Annotated in this window: 21 protein-coding genes; 7 read left to right on the forward strand and 14 right to left on the reverse strand. The window is 66.9% G+C overall.

Translation table 11 applies throughout. From position 1 onward, the window contains the following. Positions 1–75: 75 nt before the first annotated feature. A complete protein-coding gene (locus HW466_RS09720) occupies positions 76–1,512 on the reverse strand; it encodes an aldehyde dehydrogenase family protein (protein WP_059798158.1) in 1,437 nt (478 codons plus the stop codon). A gap of 268 nt (positions 1,513–1,780) precedes the next feature. Here HW466_RS09720 and HW466_RS09725 point away from each other — a divergent pair, with 268 nt between their 5' ends. After that, positions 1,781–2,146: a hypothetical protein gene (locus HW466_RS09725; protein ID WP_059451418.1), complete on the forward strand. Its 366-nt coding sequence runs from the start codon at positions 1,781–1,783 to the stop codon at positions 2,144–2,146. Between the two features lie 34 nt (positions 2,147–2,180). Here the strand turns inward: HW466_RS09725 and HW466_RS09730 are convergent, their stop codons facing one another. Continuing rightward, a complete protein-coding gene (locus HW466_RS09730) occupies positions 2,181–2,645 on the reverse strand; it encodes an Lrp/AsnC family transcriptional regulator (RefSeq protein ID WP_059451419.1) in 465 nt (154 codons plus the stop codon). A 133-nt stretch (positions 2,646–2,778) separates the two neighbouring features. Between HW466_RS09730 and HW466_RS09735 the strand changes: the two genes are divergently transcribed. Beyond that, positions 2,779–3,825 carry a zinc-dependent alcohol dehydrogenase family protein gene (locus HW466_RS09735; RefSeq protein ID WP_059502146.1) on the forward strand — a complete coding sequence of 349 codons (1,047 nt, stop codon included), beginning with the start codon at positions 2,779–2,781 and terminating at the stop codon, positions 3,823–3,825. Positions 3,826–4,050: 225 nt separating this feature from the next. On the opposite strand, the gene HW466_RS09740 is transcribed toward HW466_RS09735, so the two are convergent. Together HW466_RS09740 and HW466_RS09745 are read right to left on the reverse strand one after the other, a co-directional pair. Beyond that, positions 4,051–5,643: an ABC-F family ATPase gene (locus HW466_RS09740; protein ID WP_059451421.1), complete on the reverse strand. Its 1,593-nt coding sequence runs from the start codon at positions 5,641–5,643 to the stop codon at positions 4,051–4,053. A 131-nt stretch (positions 5,644–5,774) separates the two neighbouring features. Beyond that, positions 5,775–8,081 (reverse strand): AsmA family protein, encoded by a 2,307-nt coding sequence (locus tag HW466_RS09745; RefSeq protein WP_174905801.1) that lies wholly within the window; start codon positions 8,079–8,081, stop codon positions 5,775–5,777. A 153-nt stretch (positions 8,082–8,234) separates the two neighbouring features. On the opposite strand from HW466_RS09745, the gene HW466_RS09750 reads away from it, so the two are divergent. Together HW466_RS09750 and HW466_RS09755 are read left to right on the forward strand one after the other, a co-directional pair. Further along, a complete protein-coding gene (locus tag HW466_RS09750; RefSeq protein ID WP_151006808.1) occupies positions 8,235–8,936 on the forward strand; it encodes an ABC transporter ATP-binding protein in 702 nt (233 codons plus the stop codon). Next, positions 8,933–9,736 (forward strand): ABC transporter permease, encoded by an 804-nt coding sequence (locus HW466_RS09755; RefSeq protein WP_059502150.1) that lies wholly within the window; start codon positions 8,933–8,935, stop codon positions 9,734–9,736. Before HW466_RS09750 ends, HW466_RS09755 begins: the two co-directional genes overlap by 4 nt. Before the next feature lie 31 nt (positions 9,737–9,767). Here the strand turns inward: HW466_RS09755 and HW466_RS09760 are convergent, their stop codons facing one another. The 3 genes from HW466_RS09760 to HW466_RS09770 form a co-directional block, all read right to left on the reverse strand. Further along, positions 9,768–10,241, reverse strand: coding sequence for a PliI family lysozyme inhibitor of I-type lysozyme (locus HW466_RS09760; protein WP_060127644.1), 474 nt, complete (start codon positions 10,239–10,241; stop codon positions 9,768–9,770). A gap of 261 nt (positions 10,242–10,502) precedes the next feature. Further along, the gene (locus tag HW466_RS09765; RefSeq protein ID WP_059544796.1) at positions 10,503–11,054 is read right to left on the reverse strand and encodes a DUF6013 family protein; all 552 of its coding nucleotides are present in this window, start codon (positions 11,052–11,054) and stop codon (positions 10,503–10,505) included. A 248-nt stretch (positions 11,055–11,302) separates the two neighbouring features. Next, positions 11,303–12,319, reverse strand: a complete 1,017-nt coding sequence (locus tag HW466_RS09770; RefSeq protein WP_151006661.1) for a zinc-binding alcohol dehydrogenase family protein — start codon at positions 12,317–12,319, stop codon at positions 11,303–11,305. 123 nt (positions 12,320–12,442) lie between these two features. On the opposite strand from HW466_RS09770, the gene HW466_RS09775 reads away from it, so the two are divergent. Further along, positions 12,443–13,384: a LysR family transcriptional regulator gene (locus tag HW466_RS09775; RefSeq protein ID WP_060346299.1), complete on the forward strand. Its 942-nt coding sequence runs from the start codon at positions 12,443–12,445 to the stop codon at positions 13,382–13,384. Positions 13,385–13,573: 189 nt separating this feature from the next. Then, the gene (serB, locus tag HW466_RS09780; protein ID WP_059502159.1) at positions 13,574–14,419 is read left to right on the forward strand and encodes a phosphoserine phosphatase SerB; all 846 of its coding nucleotides are present in this window, start codon (positions 13,574–13,576) and stop codon (positions 14,417–14,419) included. Positions 14,420–14,503: 84 nt separating this feature from the next. On the opposite strand, the gene HW466_RS09785 is transcribed toward serB, so the two are convergent. From HW466_RS09785 to rimO, 4 genes are all read right to left on the reverse strand, one after another. Next, positions 14,504–15,688, reverse strand: coding sequence for a cystathionine beta-lyase (locus HW466_RS09785; RefSeq protein ID WP_059502161.1), 1,185 nt, complete (start codon positions 15,686–15,688; stop codon positions 14,504–14,506). A 113-nt stretch (positions 15,689–15,801) separates the two neighbouring features. Further along, entirely contained in the window at positions 15,802–16,344 is a 543-nt protein-coding gene (locus HW466_RS09790) for a hypothetical protein (RefSeq protein WP_059544752.1), read from the reverse strand. Between the two features lie 16 nt (positions 16,345–16,360). Next, positions 16,361–17,287: a sugar kinase gene (locus HW466_RS09795; RefSeq protein ID WP_174905800.1), complete on the reverse strand. Its 927-nt coding sequence runs from the start codon at positions 17,285–17,287 to the stop codon at positions 16,361–16,363. 3 nt (positions 17,288–17,290) lie between these two features. After that, positions 17,291–18,652: a 30S ribosomal protein S12 methylthiotransferase RimO gene (rimO, locus tag HW466_RS09800; RefSeq protein ID WP_059451432.1), complete on the reverse strand. Its 1,362-nt coding sequence runs from the start codon at positions 18,650–18,652 to the stop codon at positions 17,291–17,293. Between the two features lie 215 nt (positions 18,653–18,867). Between rimO and HW466_RS09805 the strand changes: the two genes are divergently transcribed. After that, entirely contained in the window at positions 18,868–19,122 is a 255-nt protein-coding gene (locus HW466_RS09805; protein WP_059451433.1) for a hypothetical protein, read from the forward strand. A gap of 156 nt (positions 19,123–19,278) precedes the next feature. On the opposite strand, the gene phaR is transcribed toward HW466_RS09805, so the two are convergent. The 3 genes from phaR to HW466_RS09820 form a co-directional block, all read right to left on the reverse strand. After that, positions 19,279–19,845 (reverse strand): polyhydroxyalkanoate synthesis repressor PhaR, encoded by a 567-nt coding sequence (gene phaR, locus HW466_RS09810; protein ID WP_011549704.1) that lies wholly within the window; start codon positions 19,843–19,845, stop codon positions 19,279–19,281. 118 nt (positions 19,846–19,963) lie between these two features. Beyond that, a complete protein-coding gene (locus HW466_RS09815) occupies positions 19,964–20,704 on the reverse strand; it encodes a 3-ketoacyl-ACP reductase (protein ID WP_059451434.1) in 741 nt (246 codons plus the stop codon). 118 nt (positions 20,705–20,822) lie between these two features. Then, a partial coding sequence (locus HW466_RS09820; RefSeq protein ID WP_481968797.1) for a thiolase family protein occupies positions 20,823–21,296 on the reverse strand: 474 nt, incomplete at its 5' end.

Here is a 21,296-nt window from a genome sequence, read left to right on the forward strand (position 1 = left end):
GGCGCGCACCTTGACGGCCGTCAATAAAAAAACGGCACGCGAGCGTGCCGTTGCGGGTCATGCGCGGCGAAACGCTCAGGCTGGACTGGCCGGCTTGAACTGCATCGACTTGTACTCGAGATACTCTTCGAGCCCGTACACGCCGTTCTCGCGGCCGTGTCCCGACTGCTTGTAGCCGCCGAAGGGCGCGGCGCCGTTCCACGTGCCGCCGTTGATGTCGACCTGGCCCGTGCGGATGCGGCGCGCCACGCGCATCGCGCGTTCGTCGCTGCCGGCCCATACCGCGCCGCCGAGCCCGTACGGCGAATCGTTCGCGATGCGCACGGCTTCGTCCTCGTCGCGATACGTGATGATCGACAGCACCGGCCCGAAGATCTCTTCCTGCGCGATCGTCGATTTCGGATCGACGCGGCCGAACACCGTCGGCTTCACGAAGAAGCCCTTCGTGAGCCCTTCCGGCAGGCCCGTGCCGCCGGTCACGAGTTCCGCGCCGTCGTCGATTCCGCGCTGGATGTAGGCCTGCACGCGCTGCTGCTGCGCGGCCGATGCGAGTGCGCCGAGGCGCGTCGTTTCCAGGCGCGGATCGCCCGCGACATACGCTTCGGCCGCCGCCTTCGCGATCGCGCGCGCCTCGTCGTAGCGGGCCTGCGGCACCAGCATCCGCGTGTGCGCCGAACAGGTCTGGCCCGCGTTCAGGTAGCACGCGTTCACCGTGCCCTTCACCGCCGCCGCGAAATCCGCATCATCGAGGATCACCGATGCCGACTTGCCGCCCAGTTCGAGCGCGACGCGCTTCACGCCCGCGGCCGCCAGTTCGGCCACGCGCTTGCCGGCGCGCGTCGAACCCGTGAACGACACCATGTCGACGTCCGGATCGCTAGCCAGCACCTCGCCGACCACCGGGCCAAAACCGCACACGAGGTTGAACACACCCGGCGGCAGCCCCGCTTCGTGAATCGCCTCGGCGAGCATGAACGCGTTGAGCGGCGCGACTTCGGACGGCTTCAGGACGACCGTGCAGCCGGCCGCGAGCGCCGGCGCGACCTTCAGCGTGATCTGGTTGAGCGGGTAGTTCCACGGCGTGATCGCCGCGACGACGCCGACCGGCTCGCGCACGACCAGCGAGTTGCCGACCGTCGCTTCGAATTCGAACGATTCGGCGAGCTTCGCGTAGGCCTTCCAGTTGTAGATCGGGCCGCCGACCTGGATCGCGCGCGACAGCTTGATCGGCATCCCGACTTCGCCGGTGATCGACTGCGCAAGTTCCTCGCTGCGCGCCTGCAGACGCTCGACGATCTTGCGCAGATAGCCCGCGCGCGTCGCGGCCGGCGTCGCGGCCCATGCGTCGAACGCCGCGCGCGCCGCACGGATCGCGTCCTGCGCGTCCGACGCCACGCCCTCGGGAATCCGGCCGATCACGGCTTCGGTGCCCGAGTCGATCACGTCGATCGTGCCCGTTCCGGCCGGCTTGCGCCATGCACCGTCGATATAGAACTGATCGTAGATTTTCATCGCTTCCTGTCTCCCGGAAAACGGCCATTCTAACGACTGCGGCATGGCGCGGCGACGACGCGAAACGGGGCCTCGCGCGTCGCCGAACGGCCCGCGCGGACGCCGGCGATCGAGCGGCGGGCGCCCGCCGCCGGCAACCTCGGCATCCGCGCCACGCCTTGGCACCACGAGGCCGCGCCACGCGGCCACCATCGTGCTATGTTTTTACTATCGGCGCCGGCTGCTGCAGCCCGCGCCATCCGGAATCGATGCTTTCGTGAGCGCTGCCATGACCGATGCACCCAACAACCTCGGTTCGCAAGATCGCCTGGAGCTGCTGTGCTGGCTCACCTGCGGCAATCTCGGGGCGTTTTACCTGAACGAATCCTGGCCGGACGCATCGTTCCAGGTGAAGGCCGCGCACCGCTGGCTCGACCGCCACCATCGGCAATGCGACTGGCTCGCGATCGCGAAGCTGGCCGCGCTGGCACAGGACATCGCCAAGCGGCACGCCGATTTCGTCGACGCGTCGTGGGCGCGCGACGCGGTCGAGGAAATCGTCGATACCGACGATCTCGACTACCGGGCGAAGCTCGTGCAGTGGGTGTACGACGACTGCTGCAAGGCGCTCGCCGACAAGCGGCTGGCCGACTGACCGCTCGCGCACGCGCGAGCGCCGTTGCGCGCCGTCACGCGATCGGCAACCGCTGCGTCGACTTCAGCTGCCGCAGCGACAGGTTCGACCGAATGCTCAGCACACCGGGCAGTTTGCGCAGCACCCGTTCGACAAAGTGACTGTAGTCGTCGAGATCGGCTGCCACCACCTGCAGCAGGAAATCCGCCTCGCCGGTCGTGTTGTCGCACGCGAGCACGTTGGGGCTGGCCTGGATCAGGCGCTCGAACTCGGCCGTCACTTCCTCGCCGTGCTGCGTGCAGACGATCTGCACGAACGCCATCACGCCAAACCCGAGCTTTCTGCGGTCGAGCCGTGCGTGATAGCCCGCGATCAACCCCGCTTCCTCCAGCCGCCTGAGGCGGCGCCAGCAGGACGTCTCGCTCAGCGAGAACGCTTCGGCGAGTCGCGCATTCGACACGCGCCCGTCCTGCTGCAGCATGTCCAGCATGCCGCGATCGATCCTGTCGAGTTGTTCCATGAAAATTCCTTGCGGCAATCGCGCGATGATCGCAAGGCTATCTCACAAACCGCCGCTTCTCAATCGAAAAACGAAAGATAAACCCGCTTCTTCCACGATATATTGAAAGAGTCATTCGACTCAGGAGGAGATCGTGAAAGCAGTTGTCTACGAAGCGTTCGGCGCCGCGCCGCGGCTGATGAACGTCGACGATCCGACGCCGGCACCCGACGGCGTCGTGATCGAAGTGAAAGCGACCGGCGTGTGCCGCAGCGACTGGCACGGCTGGATGGGGCACGATCCGGACATCGTGCTGCCGCATGTGCCGGGCCACGAACTCGCCGGCGTCGTGGTCGCCACCGGTGCAGCGGTCACGCGCTGGAAAGCCGGCGACCGCGTCACGGTGCCGTTCGTCGCCGGCTGCGGCCGCTGCCCGGAATGCCACTCGGGCAACCAGCAGGTCTGCGAGCAGCAGTTCCAGCCCGGCTTCACGCACTGGGGCTCGTTCGCCCAATACGTCGGCATCCATCACGCGGACCTGAATCTCGTGCGCCTGCCCGATGCGCTCGACTTTCCGACCGCGGCAAGCCTCGGATGCCGCTTCGTGACGTCGTTTCGCGCGGTGGTCGACCAGGGCCGCACGTCCGCCGGCCAATGGGTCGCCGTGCACGGCTGCGGAGGCGTGGGTCTGTCGGCGATCATGATCGCGCATGCGATCGGTGCGAACGTCGTCGCGATCGACATTTCGGACGAGGCGCTCGCGCTCGCGCGATCGGTCGGCGCAGCGGCGACCGTCAATGCGTCGCAAGTCGCCGACGTCGTCGATGCGGTCAGGGAAATCACACGCGGCGGCGCACACGTGTCGCTCGATGCGCTGGGTCATCCGACCACCTGCTTCAATTCGATCAGCAATCTGCGCCGGCGCGGCAAGCACGTGCAGGTCGGGCTGATGCTCGGTGAGCATGCGACACCGGCCGTGCCGATGAGCAAGGTCATCGCGCACGAGCTGGAGATTCTCGGCAGCCACGGGATGCAGGCGCATCGATACGACGCGATGCTCGACATGATTCATGCCGGCACGCTCGCGCCGAGCCGGTTGATCGGCAAGAAAATCAGTCTCGGCCAGTCGATCGACGCGCTGATGAACATGAACCGGTTCGAAGGCGCCGGCGTAACGGTCGTGACGGACTTTTCGGGCTGACGCGGCCGGGCATTAACGCCGGCGATGGCGACAGCCTACTTCCGTCGCCGTCGCCGCCCCAGCCCGTTCCGCGTTTTGCGTTTCGCGCACGAACGGTTCGCAACGCCCATTCGCCATGGATTCGACGATGCTCGACGGGCGGCCGGGCCCAGTTGCGAAAAAGCCCGCCAGGCTTACGCGTGGCGGGCTTCCGGTACATCAGATCGGGCCTGGCAGCCCGGGCAATTACTCCTGCCCCTGGCTCGCGAGGAAATCCTCGTAATTGCCGCCGAAGTCGAACAGCGTGCCGTCCGTGCGCACTTCGATGATCCGGTTCGCCAGCCCGCTCACGAACTCGCGGTCGTGCGACACGAAGATCAGCGTGCCTTCGAACTGCTCGAGCGCGATCTGCAGCGACTCGATCGACTCCATGTCCATGTGGTTGGTCGGCTCGTCCATCAGCAGCACGTTGTGGCGGCCGAGCATCAGCTTGCCCCAGATCATGCGGCCCTTCTCGCCGCCGGACAGCACCTTCACCGACTTCTTGATGTCGTCGGACGAGAACAGCAGGCGGCCAAGCGTGCCGCGCACCATCGTTTCGTCGTCGCCGTCCTTGCGGTACTGGTCGATCCAGTCCATCAGCGTGATGTCGTCCGGGAACTCCTCGTACGTGTCCTGCGGCATGTAGCCGACATTCGCGTTCTCGGACCACTTCACCGTGCCGTGATCGAGCGGCAGCGCGCCGAGCAGCGAGCGCAGCAGCGTCGTCTTGCCCGCGCCGTTCTCGCCGATGATCGCGATGCGCTCGCCCGGCTGCACCGACAGGTTGAAGTTCTGGAAGATCGTGCGCTCGTACTTCTTCGTGATCTCTTCGGCCACCACCGCGACGTTGTGCAGCTTCTTGTCGAACTCGAAGCGGATGAACGGGTTCTGGCGCGACGACGGCTTGAATTCCTCGATCTTGATCTTGTCGATCTGCTTCGCGCGGCTCGTTGCCTGGCGAGCCTTCGACTTGTTCGCCGAGAAGCGGCGCACGAAGTCCTGCAGCTCGGCCACGCGCTCCTTCGCGCGCGCGTTCGCCGCGGCCTGGCGCTCGCGCGCCTGTGCCGATGCGAGCATGTAGTCGTCGTAGTTGCCCGGCCAGACCTTCAGCGTGCCGTAGTCCATGTCGGCCATGTGCGTGCACACCGAGTTCAGGAAGTGACGATCGTGCGAGATGATGATCATCGTCGAGTTGTACTCGTTGAGCGTGTGCTCGAGCCAACGGATCGAGTTGATGTCGAGGTTGTTGGTCGGTTCGTCGAGCAGCAGCACGTCCGGCTTCGAGAACAGCGCCTGCGCGAGCAACACGCGCAGCTTCCAGCCCGGTGCGACGTCGGCCATCGTGCCGTTGTGGAACTTCTCCTCGATGCCGATGCCGAGCAGCAGCGCACCCGCGCGCGCCTCGGCGTCGTAGCCGCCGTATTCGGCGAACTTGCCTTCGAGTTCGGCCGCGTGCATGTAGTCGTCGTCGGTGGCTTCCGGATTCGCGTAGATCGCGTCGCGCTCGGTCATCGCGGCCCACATCTCGGTGTGGCCCATCATCACGACGTCGAGCACGCGCACGTCTTCATACGCGAACTGGTCCTGGCGCAGCTTGCCCAGGCGCACGTTCGGCTCGAGCGCGACGTTGCCGGCGCTCGGCTCGAGGTCGCCGCCCAGGATCTTCATGAAGGTCGACTTGCCGCAGCCGTTCGCGCCGATCAGACCGTAGCGGTTGCCCTCGCCGAATTTGACCGAGATATTCTCGAACAAGGGCTTCGGCCCGAATTGCATCGTGATGTTGGCAGTAGAAAGCACGGCAGGTCCCGTAAGAGAGAAATCGACGGAAAACCGTGTATTTTAGCAGGTGTCGGAGAAACTGCCGACCACCCCGATCCGGCCCCGCCAGCCGGGCCGGCGCGTGTGGCACCGACCCTGCCTCGCCCACGTCACTTGCCGGCCTTCACCGCCGCCTTCTGCGCCGCCTTGGCCTTCATCTGCCCGAACAGCTCCGAGCACGGCACGTCGCGGTTGTTGCTCGGCGCGATCAGCGGAATCAGCGCCGCGAACGGGTTGATCAGGCCCAGCCCGACCATCGCGCCGGCGCGCAGCGCGAGCGCGCCTGCATCGACACCGACCTTCGGGTTCTTGAACGTGCCCTTCGCGTACAACGGCGAGCGCAACGAGAAGACACGGAAACCCTTCGTATGCGGATGGATCTTCAGGTCGATCGATTCGTCGCGCAGGTTGATCGGACCGTCGACGTTGATCAGCGCGTCGTCCGTATCGAGCGCGAACACCTTCGGCTCGAGCATGCCGTCGTTCGCGACAAAGTCCATCGCCGCGCAGTTGATGTTCACGTCGCGGGTGCCGAACAGCTTTTCGTACACGACGTTGGCGACGTTCAGGCCAGCCGCCTCCATCAGCAGCAGGCTGATGCGGCCGTTCGTGACGAGCGCCTTCACTTCGCCGGTCGATGTCGCCGCGAGCGCCGCCGGCGAGTTGCCGGTCGCCGATAGCGACGCGTCGCCGTTGATTTCGCCGAGCGCGGTCTGCATCACCTTCTGCGTCGGGAACAACTGCTTGAGCCTCAGGTGACGCGCGGCCAGCGTAAAGCGGCCCTTGAGCGGCGTGCGGCTGCCGTCGAGCTGCGCGTTCGTCGCGAGCGTGCCGCCGGCGACGCCGAACTGCAGCGGTTCGAGCGACAGCACGCCGTCCTGCAGCAGGATGTGCGTGTACAGGTTCGTGATCGGCAGCTGCGCGCTCTTCACGAGCTTGCGCCCGGTGAACTTCACGTCCGCGTCGATCGCGCTCCAGCGCTCGGTGCGGAACGTCGCGACCGGCAGCACGCGGTCCGGCGGCTGGCGCGTCGTGTCGCCGCGCTTGGCCTTGCTCGCGGCCGAGTCGGCGCCGATGACCGGCGCAAGATCGGAGAACTGCAACAGATTCGACACGAGTTCGCCCGACAGCTTCGGCCGCGGCTCGCGCTGCGCCCAGGTGAGCGTACCGCGCAGGTCGCTGCCGCCGACGCGGCCGTTGAAGTCCTCGTAGCGGAACGTGCTCGCGTGCTGCTTGATGTTGCCGATCAGGCGCCCCTCGGTTGCATACGGCGGCGTGTCCGGCAGCGTGATGCCGGTGATCTGGTAGAGGTGGGACATCGACGTGCCCTGCAGCCACAGACGCAGGTCCAGTGCCGCGAGATGCGTCGGATCGGTGAGCGTGCCGACGATCGCGAGCCTCGTGTCGCCGGCCTTCACGTCGGCCTGCAGCGGGAACGGTTGCGTCGTGTTCTCGAGCGCCAGCACGCCGCCCACCTTGCCGGTGCCGCTGATCGGCACGTTCTTGTACCGGCCGTCGACCTTGAACCCGAACGCATACGTCGGGCCCGCCGGCTTCGCGGGCGCAGCGGCGCCCGACGCACCGGACGCACCGCTCGCGCCGGACGCCGTTGCGGTCTTCGACGCGGACGAACCCGAAGAAGCCGGCGCGGCAGCGGACGCACCCGGCGCCGCTGCGGCCGATGCCGCGCTCGTGCCTGGCGCCGCCGACGCACCCGACGCACCCGACGCGGCCTCGGCCTTCGCCTTCGCGCTCATTCGCGCGGCACCGCTCTTGCCGATGCGCTGCGCCGATGCCGCGCGCGACGTTTGCTCCTGCTCCTTCAGCACGTCGCCCAGCGGAATCGGCTGGCCGAGCGTATCGATCGCGACCGTCAGATCGGCCTTCGTGATCGCATCGCGATACGTGACGACGCCCTTCGCGAAACCGAATCTGTTGAGCCGCACCTTCCACGGCGACGGCTGCGACGACTGCTTGAACTGGAAAGTCCACGTATTGCGGCCGTCGGCGAGCCGCTCGAGGTCGACGGCAGGATTGACGACGTTGATCGACGGAATGACGATTTCGTGCGCGAGGAGCGGAAGAATCGCGAGATCGAAATGCGCTGCATCGAGCGTGACGAACTTGGGCCCTTTCGCCCAGTCGGGGTTGCCGATCTCGAGCTGCGTGGCGGAGAAACTCGGCCAGGGCACCCATGCGCGCCAGCCGGTCTCGCCGTCGGGGCGGCGCCAGCCGACCTTGAGATCGCCGTTGATCGCGAACGGGCGGCCAAGTGCGGTACTCACATGTTCGTTGACCCACGGTTTCGCGCGGTTCCAGTCGAACGTGACGATGAAGATGCCAGCCGCCGCGATGATCAGTGCGACGATACCGACGATCCAGGCAGCCGATTTGCCGATGGCTCGTGCTAGCGTCATGGCGGTTCCGTTGTTGTTCTGCAAAGTTTGCACGCCATGTCGGGCTCACTTGCGTGAGCGAACGAAGCACGACACCGGCGGCTTTTCAATGGGTATTATGGCGCACGCCGCGGCAACGCTTCGGCGCCGTTAACGCTTTTTTTCATCTGTGACATGACAGCCTCGAACGGCATCATCGATGCGCAGCACATTACGCGCCGCGACGCCAGCAGCGGCAAGACGCTGCTCGCGCCGACCGATTTCAGCCTCGCCGCGGGATCGCGAATTGCTATCACGGGACCGTCGGGCTCCGGCAAGAGCGTGCTGCTGCGCGCACTCGCGCTGCTCGACCCGCTCGACGGCGGTCATATCCTGTGGCGCGGCAAGCGGATCAGGCGCGCGGCAATTCCGCGCTACCGGCGCAGCGTCGCCTACGTGCGCCAGCGGCCCGCGCAGATGGACGGGACCGTCGAAGCGCAATTGCGCTATCCGTATTCACTCGCGATCTATCGCGACGTGACGTTCGATCGCGCCCGCGCGGAAGCGCTCGCGGCTCGCGCCGGTCGCGGCGCCGATTTCCTCGACAAGCGGGCGAGCGAACTGTCGGGCGGCGAAGCGCAGATCGCCGCACTTCTGCGCGTGCTGCAGCTCGACCCCGACGTGCTGTTGCTCGACGAGCCGACGTCCGCGCTCGACCCCGACTCGACGCGCGCGATCGAAGCGCTCGTCGGCGCGTGGTTCGACGCGGCACCCGATGCACGCGCGTACATGTGGATCTCGCACGATCCGGCGCAAGCCGCGCGGATCGGCACGACGCGGCTCGTGATGCAGGCCGGCGTGCTGCACGCCGCGAACGCGACGGAGGCGCAGCCATGAGCCCGGCACTGCAGGACCTGAGTCTCGTCGACGTCGGCATCGCCGCCGCGCTCGTCGCGGTCAACGGCGCGATCTCGGCCGCGCTGTCGCTGGGCCTCGGCCGCAAGCTCGCGCTCGCCGCCGTGCGCACCGTCGTGCAGTTGCTGGCGATCGGCTACGTGCTCGGCTGGGTGTTCGGCCATCCGCACTGGACCGTCGTGCTGCCGCTCACCGCGCTGATGACGCTCATTGCAGGCTTCGCGGGCGCCGGCCGAGGCAAGCGCACCTATCGCGGACAGCGCGTCGACAGCATCGCGTCGATCTGGTTCAGCAGCTGGTTCGTCGCAGCCGTCGGCCTGTTCGTCGTGATCCGCATCCATCCCTGGTACACGCCGCAATATGCGATCCCGATCCTCGGGATGATCCTCGGCAATACGCTCACGGGCGTGTCACTCGGTGTCGAACGGATGATGGAAGAACTGACCGCACGACGCGACCGCGTCGAGACGGCGCTGGCGCTTGGTGCGACACGCTGGGAAGCCGCGCAGGACGCCGCGCGGCAGGCCGTGCGCGCGGGCATGCTGCCGACGCTCAACCAGATGGCCGTCGTCGGCGTCGTGAGCCTGCCCGGCATGATGACCGGCCAGGTGCTGGCGGGCCAGTCGCCGCTGCAGGCCGTGCGCTACCAGATCGTGATCATGTTCCTGATCGCCGCGGCGTCCGCGCTCGGCACCGTTGGCGCGGTGCTGATGACGTATCGCCGGTTGTTCTCGGCCGATCACCGCTTTCTTGCATCGCGCCTCGAGGAACGCGCGCATTGACCGGCGCCGCCGCGATGCACGCGGCGTCCGCTCAGCGTGCGGCGCGGCGTTTGCCAATGGCCTGGCGCAACGCGGCCGCGACGTCGGCGTCGGGCGCAAGCCCGTCGACCGATGCGACGAGCCGCACCGCGCGCGGCGTCGTCACATAGGCCTGCGCACCGACGTAACCGCCGCTGCCGGCCGAGCGCGTCGTGACGACGAGCGCCTGCGGCGCACGCGCGCCGAGGTCGGCCGTGAATGCATCGGCGACGGTGCCGTCGCGCGCATGCAGCACGCCCGTTACGTAGTCGTCCGTATCGAAGCCCGGTGCGGCATGCGCGGTCGAATACACGCGCACCGCATAACTGCCGGTCGAGCACGGTTCGAGCGCGCCGCTCGACACGACGGCAATCTGCTGTCGCGACGGCAGCTCGACCTTCTTCACGAAGCTGCAATCGTCGGCCGCCTGCGCATGGGCGGCAACGAACGCAGCAGCCGACAGCAGCACGCGCATGCAATGTTTCATGGAATGTCGTTCAGGGAAGATGGAGAATGCGGCAGGATAACGTGACATCCGCGTGACGTCACGCAAACCGCCACGCGCGTGTGGCCACGCTGCCGGCCCGCACCACGCGTACGACGCGTGACGAGATCGAAGGTCCGTCGGTGGAAAGGTCCGACGCGCGCGCCACGAATCCGCAACGCGCAACCATGCCCGAATCGCGTAAATGCGCACCGCGACTGGTTGCGCGCGCACCGGGTGCGTCACCGGCCCGCGCGCGCCCGCTCAGCGCTTGATCGACACAGTCACCTTCGTGCCGTCGCTCATCGTGACGGACTTGGACCCGCCATTGGTCGAAAGCGACACCCACTTGACCTGGCTCACCGACACGACGTCCGGGCATTGCAGCGACTTGCCGCCCGCGCTCACGTTGCGCGTGCCTTTCGGCGCGGCGGCCTGGAAGCTCATCTGCACGTTCGCGATGCCCTTCGCGTCGACCGACGGCGCGAGCCGCACCTGGGTCTGGCGCACCATCGCGCCGTTCGCGTCGCGCGGCAGGTTGTCGGCGTTGGGGCAACCGTCAGGCATCGCGACCGCGCCGCCCGGCGGCACCGACTTCCAGTTGAAGTCGTCCGTTTCGCCCGAGCGGATCTTGCGGGTCTCCTGCGTATTGCCGAAGGTCTTCGAGTCGACCTTGACGGTGTATTCGAGCTGCCCCGTGCCGCCGCCCTTCAGGCTGCCCTTGACCGGCGGCGCCGCGAATACGCTCGCGCTCACGCACGCCGCCGCGAACACGGCAGACCACGATACGGCGACTGACAAGCTGCGATGGCTCATGCTGACCTCCTTGTAATGCGGCGGCACGCGCGTGCCGCGCGGTTTTCGATGCATGATGCGTCGTCAGTCTACCGCCAAGCGGCATGCAGTGCGCCGCAAACGCATCGGGTGTTACCCCGCTTGCGTTCGCGACGCCCTATCCCGTACGGGCAAGCTTGCGTGTCGGAAAAACGCAGGGCCGCTCGAGGTTTCCGCCGCGAAGGAAGTCCCTTCGTCGGCCGGGCGAAAAGCAACCGGCCCGGAAGCACTCAGAAGCCGCTCAGCACCAGCTTGCCGATCGCGCGCCCGGCCTCGAGCAGCTGGTGCGCGCGCCGCAGGTTCGCAGCGTTGATCGGGCCGAGCTGCTCGCCGAGCGTCGTGCGCAGCGTGCCGCCGTCGACGAGCCTCGCCACCTCGCTCAGGATCTTGTGCTGCTCGATCATGTCCGGCGTCTCGAACATCGCACGCGTGAACATGAACTCCCAGTGAAACGCGGCGCTCTTCGCCTTCAGCAACTCGACCGGAATCGGCTTGTCGTTCTCGACGATCGTGCAAATGCCGCCCTGCGGCCGGATTATTTCCGCCGCGGCAGGAAAATGACGATCCGTGTCGTTGAAGATCAGCACGTAGTCGACGTTCGCATGGCCGATTTCGCGCAGTTGCGCAGGCAGGTCGCCGAAATGGTCGACCACGTCGTCAGCGCCGAGCGAGCGCACCCATTCGGCCGATGCCGGCCGCGACGCGGTCGCGATCACGCGCAGCTTGCCGAGCGTCTTCGCCAGCTGGATCGCGATCGAGCCCACGCCGCCCGCGCCGCCGATGATCAGCACCGACTTGCCCGCGTCCGCGCCCTGCGGCGACACGCGCAGCCGGTCGAACAGCGCCTCCCACGCGGTCAGCGCGGTGAGCGGCAACGCGGCCGACGCCGCGAAGTCGAGCGAGCGCGGCTTGATCGCCGCGATCCGCTCGTCGACCGTGTGGAATTCGCTGTTCGCGCCGGCGCGCGTGATGCTGCCCGCGTAGAACACCTCGTCGCCGGGGCGGAACATCGTCACCTCGGCACCGACCGCGACGACCGTGCCGGCCGCATCCCAGCCGAGCACGCGCGGGGTTTGCTCGACCTGCGGCTTCGGCGCGCGCACCTTGGTGTCGACCGGGTTCACGGAGATCGCCTCGACCTTCACCAGCAGGTCGCGCGGGCTCGGCACGGGTTGCGGCAGTTCAACGTCGACGAGCGCCTGCGGGTCGTCGATCGGCAGATAACGGGTCAGTCCAACGGCTTTCATCACGAAACTCCTTCACGATAATCGGGCGGGCCGCGGCGCGACCCCTTGCATGCCATCGTAGGCTCCCCGATCCTTCGAGAAAACCGCTATATTTCCTGAAACATTTTCAGGAATTTCAGAACAATGGCAGCCGATCCGATTCCGGCCCCCGACAAGCCGCTCGACCTGCTCGACGTCGGCCTGTTCGTGCGCGCGGCGCTGCTCGCGAACGTGAGCGCGGCCGGCCGCGAATTCGGCGTGTCGGCCGCGGTCGCGAGCGCGCGCATCGCGCAGCTGGAGCGCCAGCTCGGCGCGCGGTTGCTGCATCGCACCACGCGCCGCATCAGCCTCACGCAGGACGGCGAGGTCTTCATGGCGCGCGCCGAGGCGCTGCTGTCGGCGGCCGACGCCGCGCGCGCATCGGTCGGTCGCGGCCGCAGCGAGCCCTACGGACGGCTGAAGGTGTCGATGTCGTCGTCGTTCGGACGCCAGCACGTCGCGCCCGTGATTCCCGCGTTCCTGCGGCGCTACCCGTCCGTGTCGCTCGACCTGCGGCTGTCCGACGAGATCGTCGACCTGGTCGACGACGGCTACGACGTCGCGATCCGCCTCGGCGCGCTGAAGGACTCGACGCTGGTCGCGCGCAAGCTCGCCACCAACCGGCGCGTGCTGTGCTGCTCGCCCGCGTATCTCGCCGAACACGGGATGCCGCGCCACCCGGCCGACCTCGCGCAGCACGAATGCGTGATCCTCGGCGACCAGCGCGACTGGTCGTTCGTCACGCCGCAGGGCCCGCTCACCGTGCGGGTCGGCGGCCGCCTCGTCGCGAGCAACGGCGAGGCGATCCGCGAAGCGCTCGTGGACGGCTTCGGCATCGCGATCAAGTCGACCTGGGACGTCGGCCCTCTGCTCGCGAGCGGCGCGCTCGTCACGGTGCTCGACGACTACCCGTTCGCGAACGACGTCGCGATCTGGGCCGTCTATCCGAGCCGCGCGCACGTGCCGCTCAAGACGCTCGCGTTCATCGCGTTCCTGGCCGAGCATTTCGGCGATCCGCCGTACTGGGATCGCGCGGACGCACGCTAGGCGCCATCCCGTGAGCAGAGCATGCGGCGGCCCCGGCCGGGCATCGGCGGCGATCCGGTCGCGCGCCGACACCAACCGGCTACAATGGCGCGTTCGCGACGCGCCGGCCCGACGCCTGACCGGCCCCGCGCTCGCAGGCGGCCGCACACCGGCCACGCACGCGTTTCATTCGCTTCCAATCATTCCGTCATGACCCACAACCTCGTCATCCAGAGTCTCGCGCCGTTGTCGGACGCGCACCACAAACCGCTGCTCGCGCTGTCGCGCGGCACCCGCATCGTGCAGACCGACGATCACGCGCTGCGTATCGAGAACGCAAACCCCGCGCAGCGGCTCGACATCGACGCGTACTGCGGCACGCACGCGCTCGACTTCGGTTTCGTCGAAGCAGGCCGCACGCTCGGCGAGTTCGGGCTCGTGGTGATGGACATGGATTCGACGCTGATCACGATCGAGTGCATCGACGAGATCGCCGATTTCTGCGGGCTGAAGACGCAGGTCGCGGAGATCACCGAGGCATCGATGCGCGGCGAGATCCGCGACTTCAACGAGAGCCTGACGCGCCGCGTCGCGCTGCTCGCGGGCCTCGACGCGCAGGCACTCGAACGCGTGTACGAGGAGCGGCTGCAATTGTCGCCGGGCGCGGAGACGATGCTCGCCGGCGTGAAAGCCGCGGGACTGAAGACGCTGCTCGTATCGGGCGGCTTCACGTTCTTCACCGAGCGCCTGAAGGCGCGCCTGGGCCTCGACTACGCGCACGCGAACACGCTCGAGATCGTCGACGGCAAGCTGACCGGTAAGGTGCTCGGCGAAATCGTCAACGCGGACGTGAAGGCGCGCATGCTGCGCGATACCTGCGCATCGCTCGGCATCGAGCCGAGCCGCGCGATCGCGATGGGCGACGGGTCGAACGATCTGAAGATGATGGCCGAAGCCGGGCTGTCGGTCGCGTTCCACGCAAAGCCGGTCGTGCGCGATGCGGCTACCGTCGCATTCGACCACGTCGGCCTCGACGGGCTGCTGCGGCTGTTCTGATTTCCGGTCGGCGAACGCCGCCCAAGAAAACACGCCCGCGCGACATGGCATCGCGCGGGCGTTTCGTTTTTCGCTTCGGTTCCGTTATTTGCCGAGCGTAGCCTGCAGCGCGCGCTCGATGTCCGCGCGCAAGTCGGCTTCGTCTTCGAGACCGACGTAGAAGCGCACCAGCGTGCCGCGATGCGGCCACTCCGCACGCATCGACGCCACGTCGTAAGGCATCGCGAGGCTGCATGCACCGCCCCAGCTCCAGCCGATCGCGAACAGCTCGAGCGCCTCGACGAAACGATCGATCTGCTCGCTGCTGTAGCGTTCGTCGAACACCACCGAGAACAACCCGCCCGCGCCGGTGAAGTCGCGCATGAACGATGCATGCCCCGGACAGTCCGGCAGTTGCGGATGCAGCACGGCCGCGATCTCCGGGCGCGCCTTCAGCCATTGCGCGAGCGCGAGCGCGCTCTTGCCATGCGCATCGAAGCGCACCTGCATGCTCGGCAGGCTGCGCAGCACGAGCGAGCAATCGTCGACCGACACACCGATGCCGCAACGCATGCGCGCGAGCTTCAGTTGTGCGTGCAGCGCCGCGTTCGCGGTGATGGTCGCGCCCATCAGCACGTCGCTGCCGCCCGATTGATACTTGGTCAGCGCCTGCACCGAGATGTCGACGCCATGGTCGAACGGCTTGAACGCGAGGCCGGCCGAATACGTGTTGTCGATCGCGGTGACGATGCCGTGCGCCTGCGCGACCGTCGTGATCGCGCGCACGTCGGGCACTTCCATCGTCACCGAGCCCGGCGCCTCGATCCAGATCAGCCGCGTGTTCGGCTGGATCAGCTCGGCGATGCCCGCGCCGACCAGCGGATCGTAGAAGCGCGCGGTGATGCCGAAATCCTTCGCGAGCCAGTTGCCGAAATCGGCGTTCGGCCCGTACACGTTGTGCGGGATCAGCACGTCGTCGCCCGCCTTCACGAGCCCGAAATAGACGTTCATGATCGCCGCGAGGCCCGACGGCTGCAGCAGCGCATGCGTGCCGCCCTCGATCTCGGCGAGCCGCTGCGCGAGCGCGAGCGACGTCGGCGTCGCGTGCAGTCCATAGCGCCACTGGTTGTCGTTGTGCCACACCAGCGCGCGCATCGTCGCGAGATCGGGGAACACGACCGTCGATGCACGCTCGACCGGCGGGACGAACGAGCGGAAGCCTTCCGGAATGTTGTCGTCGGGTTGAACGATGCGGGTCTGGAGTGCGCGCTTCGAAGTGGATGCTGTCATGGCAGGAGGCCCGGCGAAAGGCCGTTCGGTTGCGGAATATAGCGCTAGGGTAGCCAAAATCGGCGTGCTTGGCCCGGTACAATGCGCGCCGCGCGCACCGAGCCAGCGCGCGCTCAGTCGTCGGTGCGCAGGTTGACGATGCCGCCGACCGTCTCGATCTCCCGCACGCGGCCATCGCGCACCTGCAGCGCCGCCCGCTTGCCCGGCGCCAGGCGCAGCACGACCGGTTGCGGATCCGATTCGTCCGAGTTCATCCGGTCGGCCTTCAGGTCGCCCGTCGCGTCGAAGCGGCCGATCCACACGCCCGTGATGTTCGTGCCGTCGTTCGATTCCTCGATTTCGAGCGTGTCGCCGTCGCGATCGCCGGCGAGCAATACCACCTCGCCCGTGTCCGCGAACTGGTATTCGCCGTGCACGCCCTCCTCGTCCGTCTTCGGCCCGAGATGCACGACGATCGGCCTGTCGCCGAGCGTGCCCTCGTAGCGCGGCAGGCGGGCGAACTCGGGATTCGGCCGCAGCGGCCGCGCGGGCGCCGCTTCATCCTGCTGCGCGTTCGGCGCGCCGGCCTGCGCCGCAACCACGCCCGGCATCGTGAAGCCCACCGCCAACGCCCCCGCGATCACCAGCGCCCGTTGCCATTCCGAATATCGACCCACGTTGTATTGCTCCTTGCTAGCCCTGCATCAGGCGTTCCACCGCTTCGCGGTACGGAATCGGGGCGACCGCGCCGTAACCGGTCGTCGACAGCGCCGCGGCCGCGTTCGCGTAGCGCGCGGCCGCGAACGGATCGTCGCCCGCGACGATCCGCGCGACGAACGCGCCGCCGAAGCAGTCGCCCGCGCCCGTCGCGTCGACGGCCTCGACCGCGAAGCCCGGCACCACGCGCCGTTCGTTCGGCGTCGCGACGTACGCGCCTTCCTTGCCGAGTTTCAGCGCGACGACCCGTGGCCCATGTTCGAGCATCGCATCGACGATCGCGTCGCGATCGTTCGCGCCCGTGAGCGCCGTGACGTCGTCCCAGCTCGGCAGGCAGATGTCCGTCTGGCGCAGCGCCTCGCGAATCACCGCGCGGGCACGCGGCAGCGGCCACAGCTTCAGGCGCAGGTTCGTGTCGAAGCTGACCTGCGCGCCGTTGCTGCGCGCATGGTCGATCGCCGCGAACGCGGCGTCGCATGCGCTCGTGCTGATCGCGAGGCTGATGCCCGACAGGTGAACGGCCTTCGCCGCGGCCAGCGCGTCGAACGGCAGGTCGGCCACCGAGTAGCGGCTCGCCGCGGAGCCCGCGCGCAGATAGTCGAACTGATGGCCGTTAGCGCCGTGCGTGACGAAATACACGCCGGTCGGCGCCGAGCGGTCGGTCCGCACGTACGTCGTGTCGACCTGCTCGGCCGTCCACATGTCGGCCAGCAGGCGGCCGAACGGATCGTCGCCGATCGCGGACACGAAGCCCGTCGACGCACCCTGGCGCGCTGCGGCGATGCAGAAGTTCGACGTGTCGCCGCCGAAGCCCTGAAGGAATTCGGGACGGCCCGGCTGCGACTGGTTGAACTCGATCATCGCCTCGCCGAGCGCGAGGATCTGCGGGAATGCTGCGGACATCGCTTAGACCTCGCCCCACAGGTCGTGGCCGTCCGCGCCGGTGATCTTCACCGACACGAAATCGCCGACCTTGTAGCGCTTCGACGCCTTCGTCGCCGGCTCGACGTAGACCACGCCGTCGATCTCCGGCGCATCGGCCGCCGTGCGACCGATGCCGCCTTCCTCGCCGACTTCGTCGATCAGCACCTTGAGCGTCTTGCCGACCTTGCGCTGGATGCGCCGTGCCGACACTTCCTCGGCGACTTCCATGAAGCGCGCGCGACGCTCTTCGCGGACGTCGTCCGGCAGCGCGCCGTCGAGCTCGTTCGCGGTTGCGCCTTCGACCGGCGAATACGCAAAGCAGCCGACACGATCGAGTTCCGCCTCGCGGATGAAGTCGAGCAGCGTTTCGAACTGGGCTTCCGTCTCGCCGGGGAAGCCGGCGATGAACGTGCTGCGGATCGTCAGGTCCGGGCAGATCTCGCGCCACTTCTGCACGCGCTCGAGCACCTTCTCGGCGTTCGCCGGGCGCTTCATGCGCTTCAACACTTCCGGATGCGCGTGCTGGAACGGCACGTCGAGATACGGCAGCACGTGGCCCTTGAACGGGCCTTCGGCCATCAGCGGAATGACTTCGTCGACGCTCGGATACGGATACACGTAGTGCAGGCGCACCCAGGCGCCGTACTGCGCGGCGAGTTCGCCGAGCGCGGCGACCAGATCGGTCATGCGCGTCTTGATCGGCTTGCCGTTCCAGAAGCCCGTGCGGTACTTCACGTCGACACCGTACGCGCTCGTGTCCTGCGAGATCACGAGCAGTTCCTTCACGCCCGACTTGAACAGGTTCTCCGCCTCGAGCATCACTTCCGCGACCGGACGCGACACGAGGTCGCCGCGCATCGACGGGATGATGCAGAACGTGCAGCGGTGGTTGCAGCCTTCGGAGATCTTCAGGTATGCGTAATGGCGCGGCGTGAGCTTGATGCCGGCGGCCGGCACGAGGTCGACGAACGGATCGTGCGGCTTCGGCAGGTGCGAGTGCACGGCCTGCATCACTTCGCCCACCGCGTGCGGGCCGGTGACGGCGAGCACCTTCGGGTGGACCTCCTCGATGAGGTTCGAGCCGCTGGCGCTCGACTTCGCGCCGAGGCAGCCGGTGACGATCACCTTGCCGTTCTCGGTCAGCGCTTCGCCGATCGCGTCGAGGCTTTCCTGCACCGCTTCGTCGATGAAGCCGCAGGTGTTGACGACGACGAGGTCGGCACCGTCGTAAGTGCCGGAGATTTCATAACCCTCGGCGCGCAGCTGGGTGATGATTTGTTCGGAATCGACGAGCGCCTTCGGGCACCCGAGCGACACGAAGCCTACTTTGGGGGACTGGGACATCTGGAATGTGGGGGCGTGGCGGCAAAAGCGTGAGTTTACAGCTATTTATGGGTCAGCGAGGCAAAACCGGCCGCTGATCGAGCCCTTTCAGACCGACGATGACGAAACGACGGGCACGATCACCGCATGTCGCGCACAACGATCGCCGAAGCCTCCCCACGCCCCTATGCGAAAATCGCACCGTCAATTCTCTTCACTTACCCAACGGGGTTCGCATGACCACCCACATCACGATCGAATTCACCGAGCACGCCGCCGAGACCATCGGCGAGCAGACCAGCACCAGCTTTTCCTATGACCAGGGCGCCCACGTGCCGCAGCCGGGCGACTTCGTCGAACTCGACAATTCGCACCAGACGTTTCTGGTGATCGGCCGCGTGTTTTCGCTGAAGGCGAACTACTGCGCGGTAAAGCTCGTGCTCGATCTTCCTCCCGCTGACGACCACCAGGATTTCGATCCGGCACTTTGAGCCCGCCCGGCGAACCGCGCGGGCTTTGCCGCTACGCATCGCGACGTGCCCAGACGCAACGGCGAGCGGCTGCATCACGGCGCCGCGCGTCGCGCACGCGAGCCGTCGGGTGGCGGCATGTGCCGCCCCGACCGGCCTGCCGCGCAAGCGTCGCAATTACTTCTTTTCCGGCTCCGGCGCGCCCGGTTGCTTGAACGGGAACGTGCTGAACATCGACTTCGCCTGGTTCTGCATCTGCTCCTGCATCTGCACGAACATGTTCTTCGACTGCTCGATGTAGCTCGTCATCATCCCTTGCATCATCGGCGCCTGCATGTTCATGAACTGCGACCAGACTTCCGGATTCATCGCGTTGCCTTCGTACAGGTTCTTCGATTGATCCGCGAGCTTGTTCTGGATGTCGATGAACGCCTGGATGTTCTTTTCCAGGTACGTGCCCATCATGCCCTGCATCGCATGACCGTAGAAACGGATGATCTGCGACAGCATCGACGACGAGAACATCGGCACGCCGCCGCTCTCTTCCTCGAGGATGATCTGCAGCAGGATGCTGCGCGTCAGGTCTTCGTTGGATTTCGCGTCGACGACCTTGAAGTCCTCCTGTTCCAGCACGAGCTGCTTGACGTCGGTCAGCGTGATGTACGTGCTCGTCTCGGTATCGTAGAGCCGGCGGTTCGGGTACTTCTTGATGAGCCGCTCGGCCGTTTTCTTTGTAGTAGTCATGTAACGCCTTTGAGTGCAGCGTAGCGCAAGTGACGAATCCCCGCCGCCCGGTTCCGGGAGGCGGGGGCCTTCGGAAACGCCAGGCCGCGCGGCCGAAGCGGCGCGCGCAGCCGGGCGTTCAGCCCATATGCAGGCCGCCGTTCAGCGAGAAGTCGGCGCCGGTCGCGAAACCCGAATCGTTCGACGCGAGCCACGCGACGATCGAACCGATTTCCTCGGGCGCGCCAAGACGACGCACCGGGATCGTCGCGACGATCTTCTCGAGCACGTCCGGGCGGATCGCCTTCACCATGTCGGTGCCGATGTAGCCGGGCGACACGGTGTTGACCGTCACGCCCTTCGTTGCGACTTCCTGCGCAAGCGCCATCGTGAAGCCGTGGATCCCGGCCTTCGCGGTCGAGTAGTTCGTCTGGCCGAATTGCCCCTTCTGGCCGTTCACCGACGAAATGTTGATGATCCGCCCCCAGCCGCGCTCGACCATCCCGTCGATCACCTGCTTCGTCACGTTGAACAGGCTCGTCAGGTTCGTGTCGATCACGGCCGTCCAGTCCTCGTGCGTCATCTTGCGGAACACGACGTCGCGCGTGATGCCCGCGTTGTTGACCAGCACGTCGATCTCGCCGACTTCGGCCTTGACCTTGTCGAATGCTGCCTTGGTCGAGTCCCAGTCGCCCACGTTGCCTTCCGACGCGATGAAATCGTAGCCGAGCGCCTTCTGCTCCTCGAGCCATTTCACCCGGCGCGGCGAATTCGGGCCGCAACCTGCGACCACCTTGAAGCCGTCTTTCGACAGACGCTGGCAGATGCTGGTGCCGATGCCGCCCATCCCGCCCGTTACGTACGCAATTCGCTGAGACATAAATCTCACTCCATTTTTTGGTTTCGAGAGCCGCCGCAGGCCCCTCTGACTTCACGTGGCGCCGGCCGAAGCAGCAATCGGCCGGTGCCCGGATTGGTTTGACGGTGACGAAGAACGGTTACGGACGCTCGACCGCGAGCGCGACGCCCATCCCGCCGCCGATGCACAGCGACGCCAGCCCGCGCTTCGCATCGCGCTTGACCATCTCGTGCAGCAGCGTCACCAGGATCCGGCAGCCCGATGCGCCGATCGGGTGACCGATCGCGATCGCCCCGCCGTTCACGTTCACCTTCGACGTGTCCCAGCCCATCTGCTTGTGCACCGCCAGCGCCTGCGCCGCGAATGCCTCGTTGATTTCCATCAGGTCCAGGTCGCCCGGCGTCCAGCCCGCACGCTCCAGGCAGCGGCGCGACGCCGGCACCGGACCCATGCCCATCACGCTCGGATCCACGCCCGCGTTCGCGTATGCCTTGATCCGCGCAAGCGGCGTCAGCCCGAGCGCCGCCGCCTTCTGCGCCGACATCACCAGCACCGCCGCCGCGCCGTCGTTCAGCCCCGACGCGTTCGCCGCCGTCACCGAGCCGTCCTTCGC

The sequence above is a fragment of the Burkholderia territorii genome (assembly GCF_902833055.1).
Classification (GTDB): Bacteria; Pseudomonadota; Gammaproteobacteria; order Burkholderiales; family Burkholderiaceae; genus Burkholderia; species Burkholderia territorii.

Coding starts and splice junctions, on each gene's coding strand:
- HW466_RS09720 (WP_059798158.1), bottom strand. CDS start 1,512: ATGAAAATCTACGATCAGTTCTATATCGACGGTGCATGGCGCAAGCCG.
- HW466_RS09725 (WP_059451418.1), top strand. CDS start 1,781: ATGACCGATGCACCCAACAACCTCGGTTCGCAAGATCGCCTGGAGCTG.
- HW466_RS09730 (WP_059451419.1), bottom strand. CDS start 2,645: ATGGAACAACTCGACAGGATCGATCGCGGCATGCTGGACATGCTGCAG.
- HW466_RS09745 (WP_174905801.1), bottom strand. CDS start 8,081: ATGACGCTAGCACGAGCCATCGGCAAATCGGCTGCCTGGATCGTCGGT.
- HW466_RS09750 (WP_151006808.1), top strand. CDS start 8,235: ATGACAGCCTCGAACGGCATCATCGATGCGCAGCACATTACGCGCCGC.
- HW466_RS09755 (WP_059502150.1), top strand. CDS start 8,933: ATGAGCCCGGCACTGCAGGACCTGAGTCTCGTCGACGTCGGCATCGCC.
- HW466_RS09760 (WP_060127644.1), bottom strand. CDS start 10,241: ATGAAACATTGCATGCGCGTGCTGCTGTCGGCTGCTGCGTTCGTTGCC.
- HW466_RS09765 (WP_059544796.1), bottom strand. CDS start 11,054: ATGAGCCATCGCAGCTTGTCAGTCGCCGTATCGTGGTCTGCCGTGTTC.
- HW466_RS09770 (WP_151006661.1), bottom strand. CDS start 12,319: ATGAAAGCCGTTGGACTGACCCGTTATCTGCCGATCGACGACCCGCAG.
- HW466_RS09775 (WP_060346299.1), top strand. CDS start 12,443: ATGGCAGCCGATCCGATTCCGGCCCCCGACAAGCCGCTCGACCTGCTC.
- serB (WP_059502159.1), top strand. CDS start 13,574: ATGACCCACAACCTCGTCATCCAGAGTCTCGCGCCGTTGTCGGACGCG.
- HW466_RS09785 (WP_059502161.1), bottom strand. CDS start 15,688: ATGACAGCATCCACTTCGAAGCGCGCACTCCAGACCCGCATCGTTCAA.
- HW466_RS09795 (WP_174905800.1), bottom strand. CDS start 17,287: ATGTCCGCAGCATTCCCGCAGATCCTCGCGCTCGGCGAGGCGATGATC.
- rimO (WP_059451432.1), bottom strand. CDS start 18,652: ATGTCCCAGTCCCCCAAAGTAGGCTTCGTGTCGCTCGGGTGCCCGAAG.
- HW466_RS09805 (WP_059451433.1), top strand. CDS start 18,868: ATGACCACCCACATCACGATCGAATTCACCGAGCACGCCGCCGAGACC.
- phaR (WP_011549704.1), bottom strand. CDS start 19,845: ATGACTACTACAAAGAAAACGGCCGAGCGGCTCATCAAGAAGTACCCG.
- HW466_RS09815 (WP_059451434.1), bottom strand. CDS start 20,704: ATGTCTCAGCGAATTGCGTACGTAACGGGCGGGATGGGCGGCATCGGC.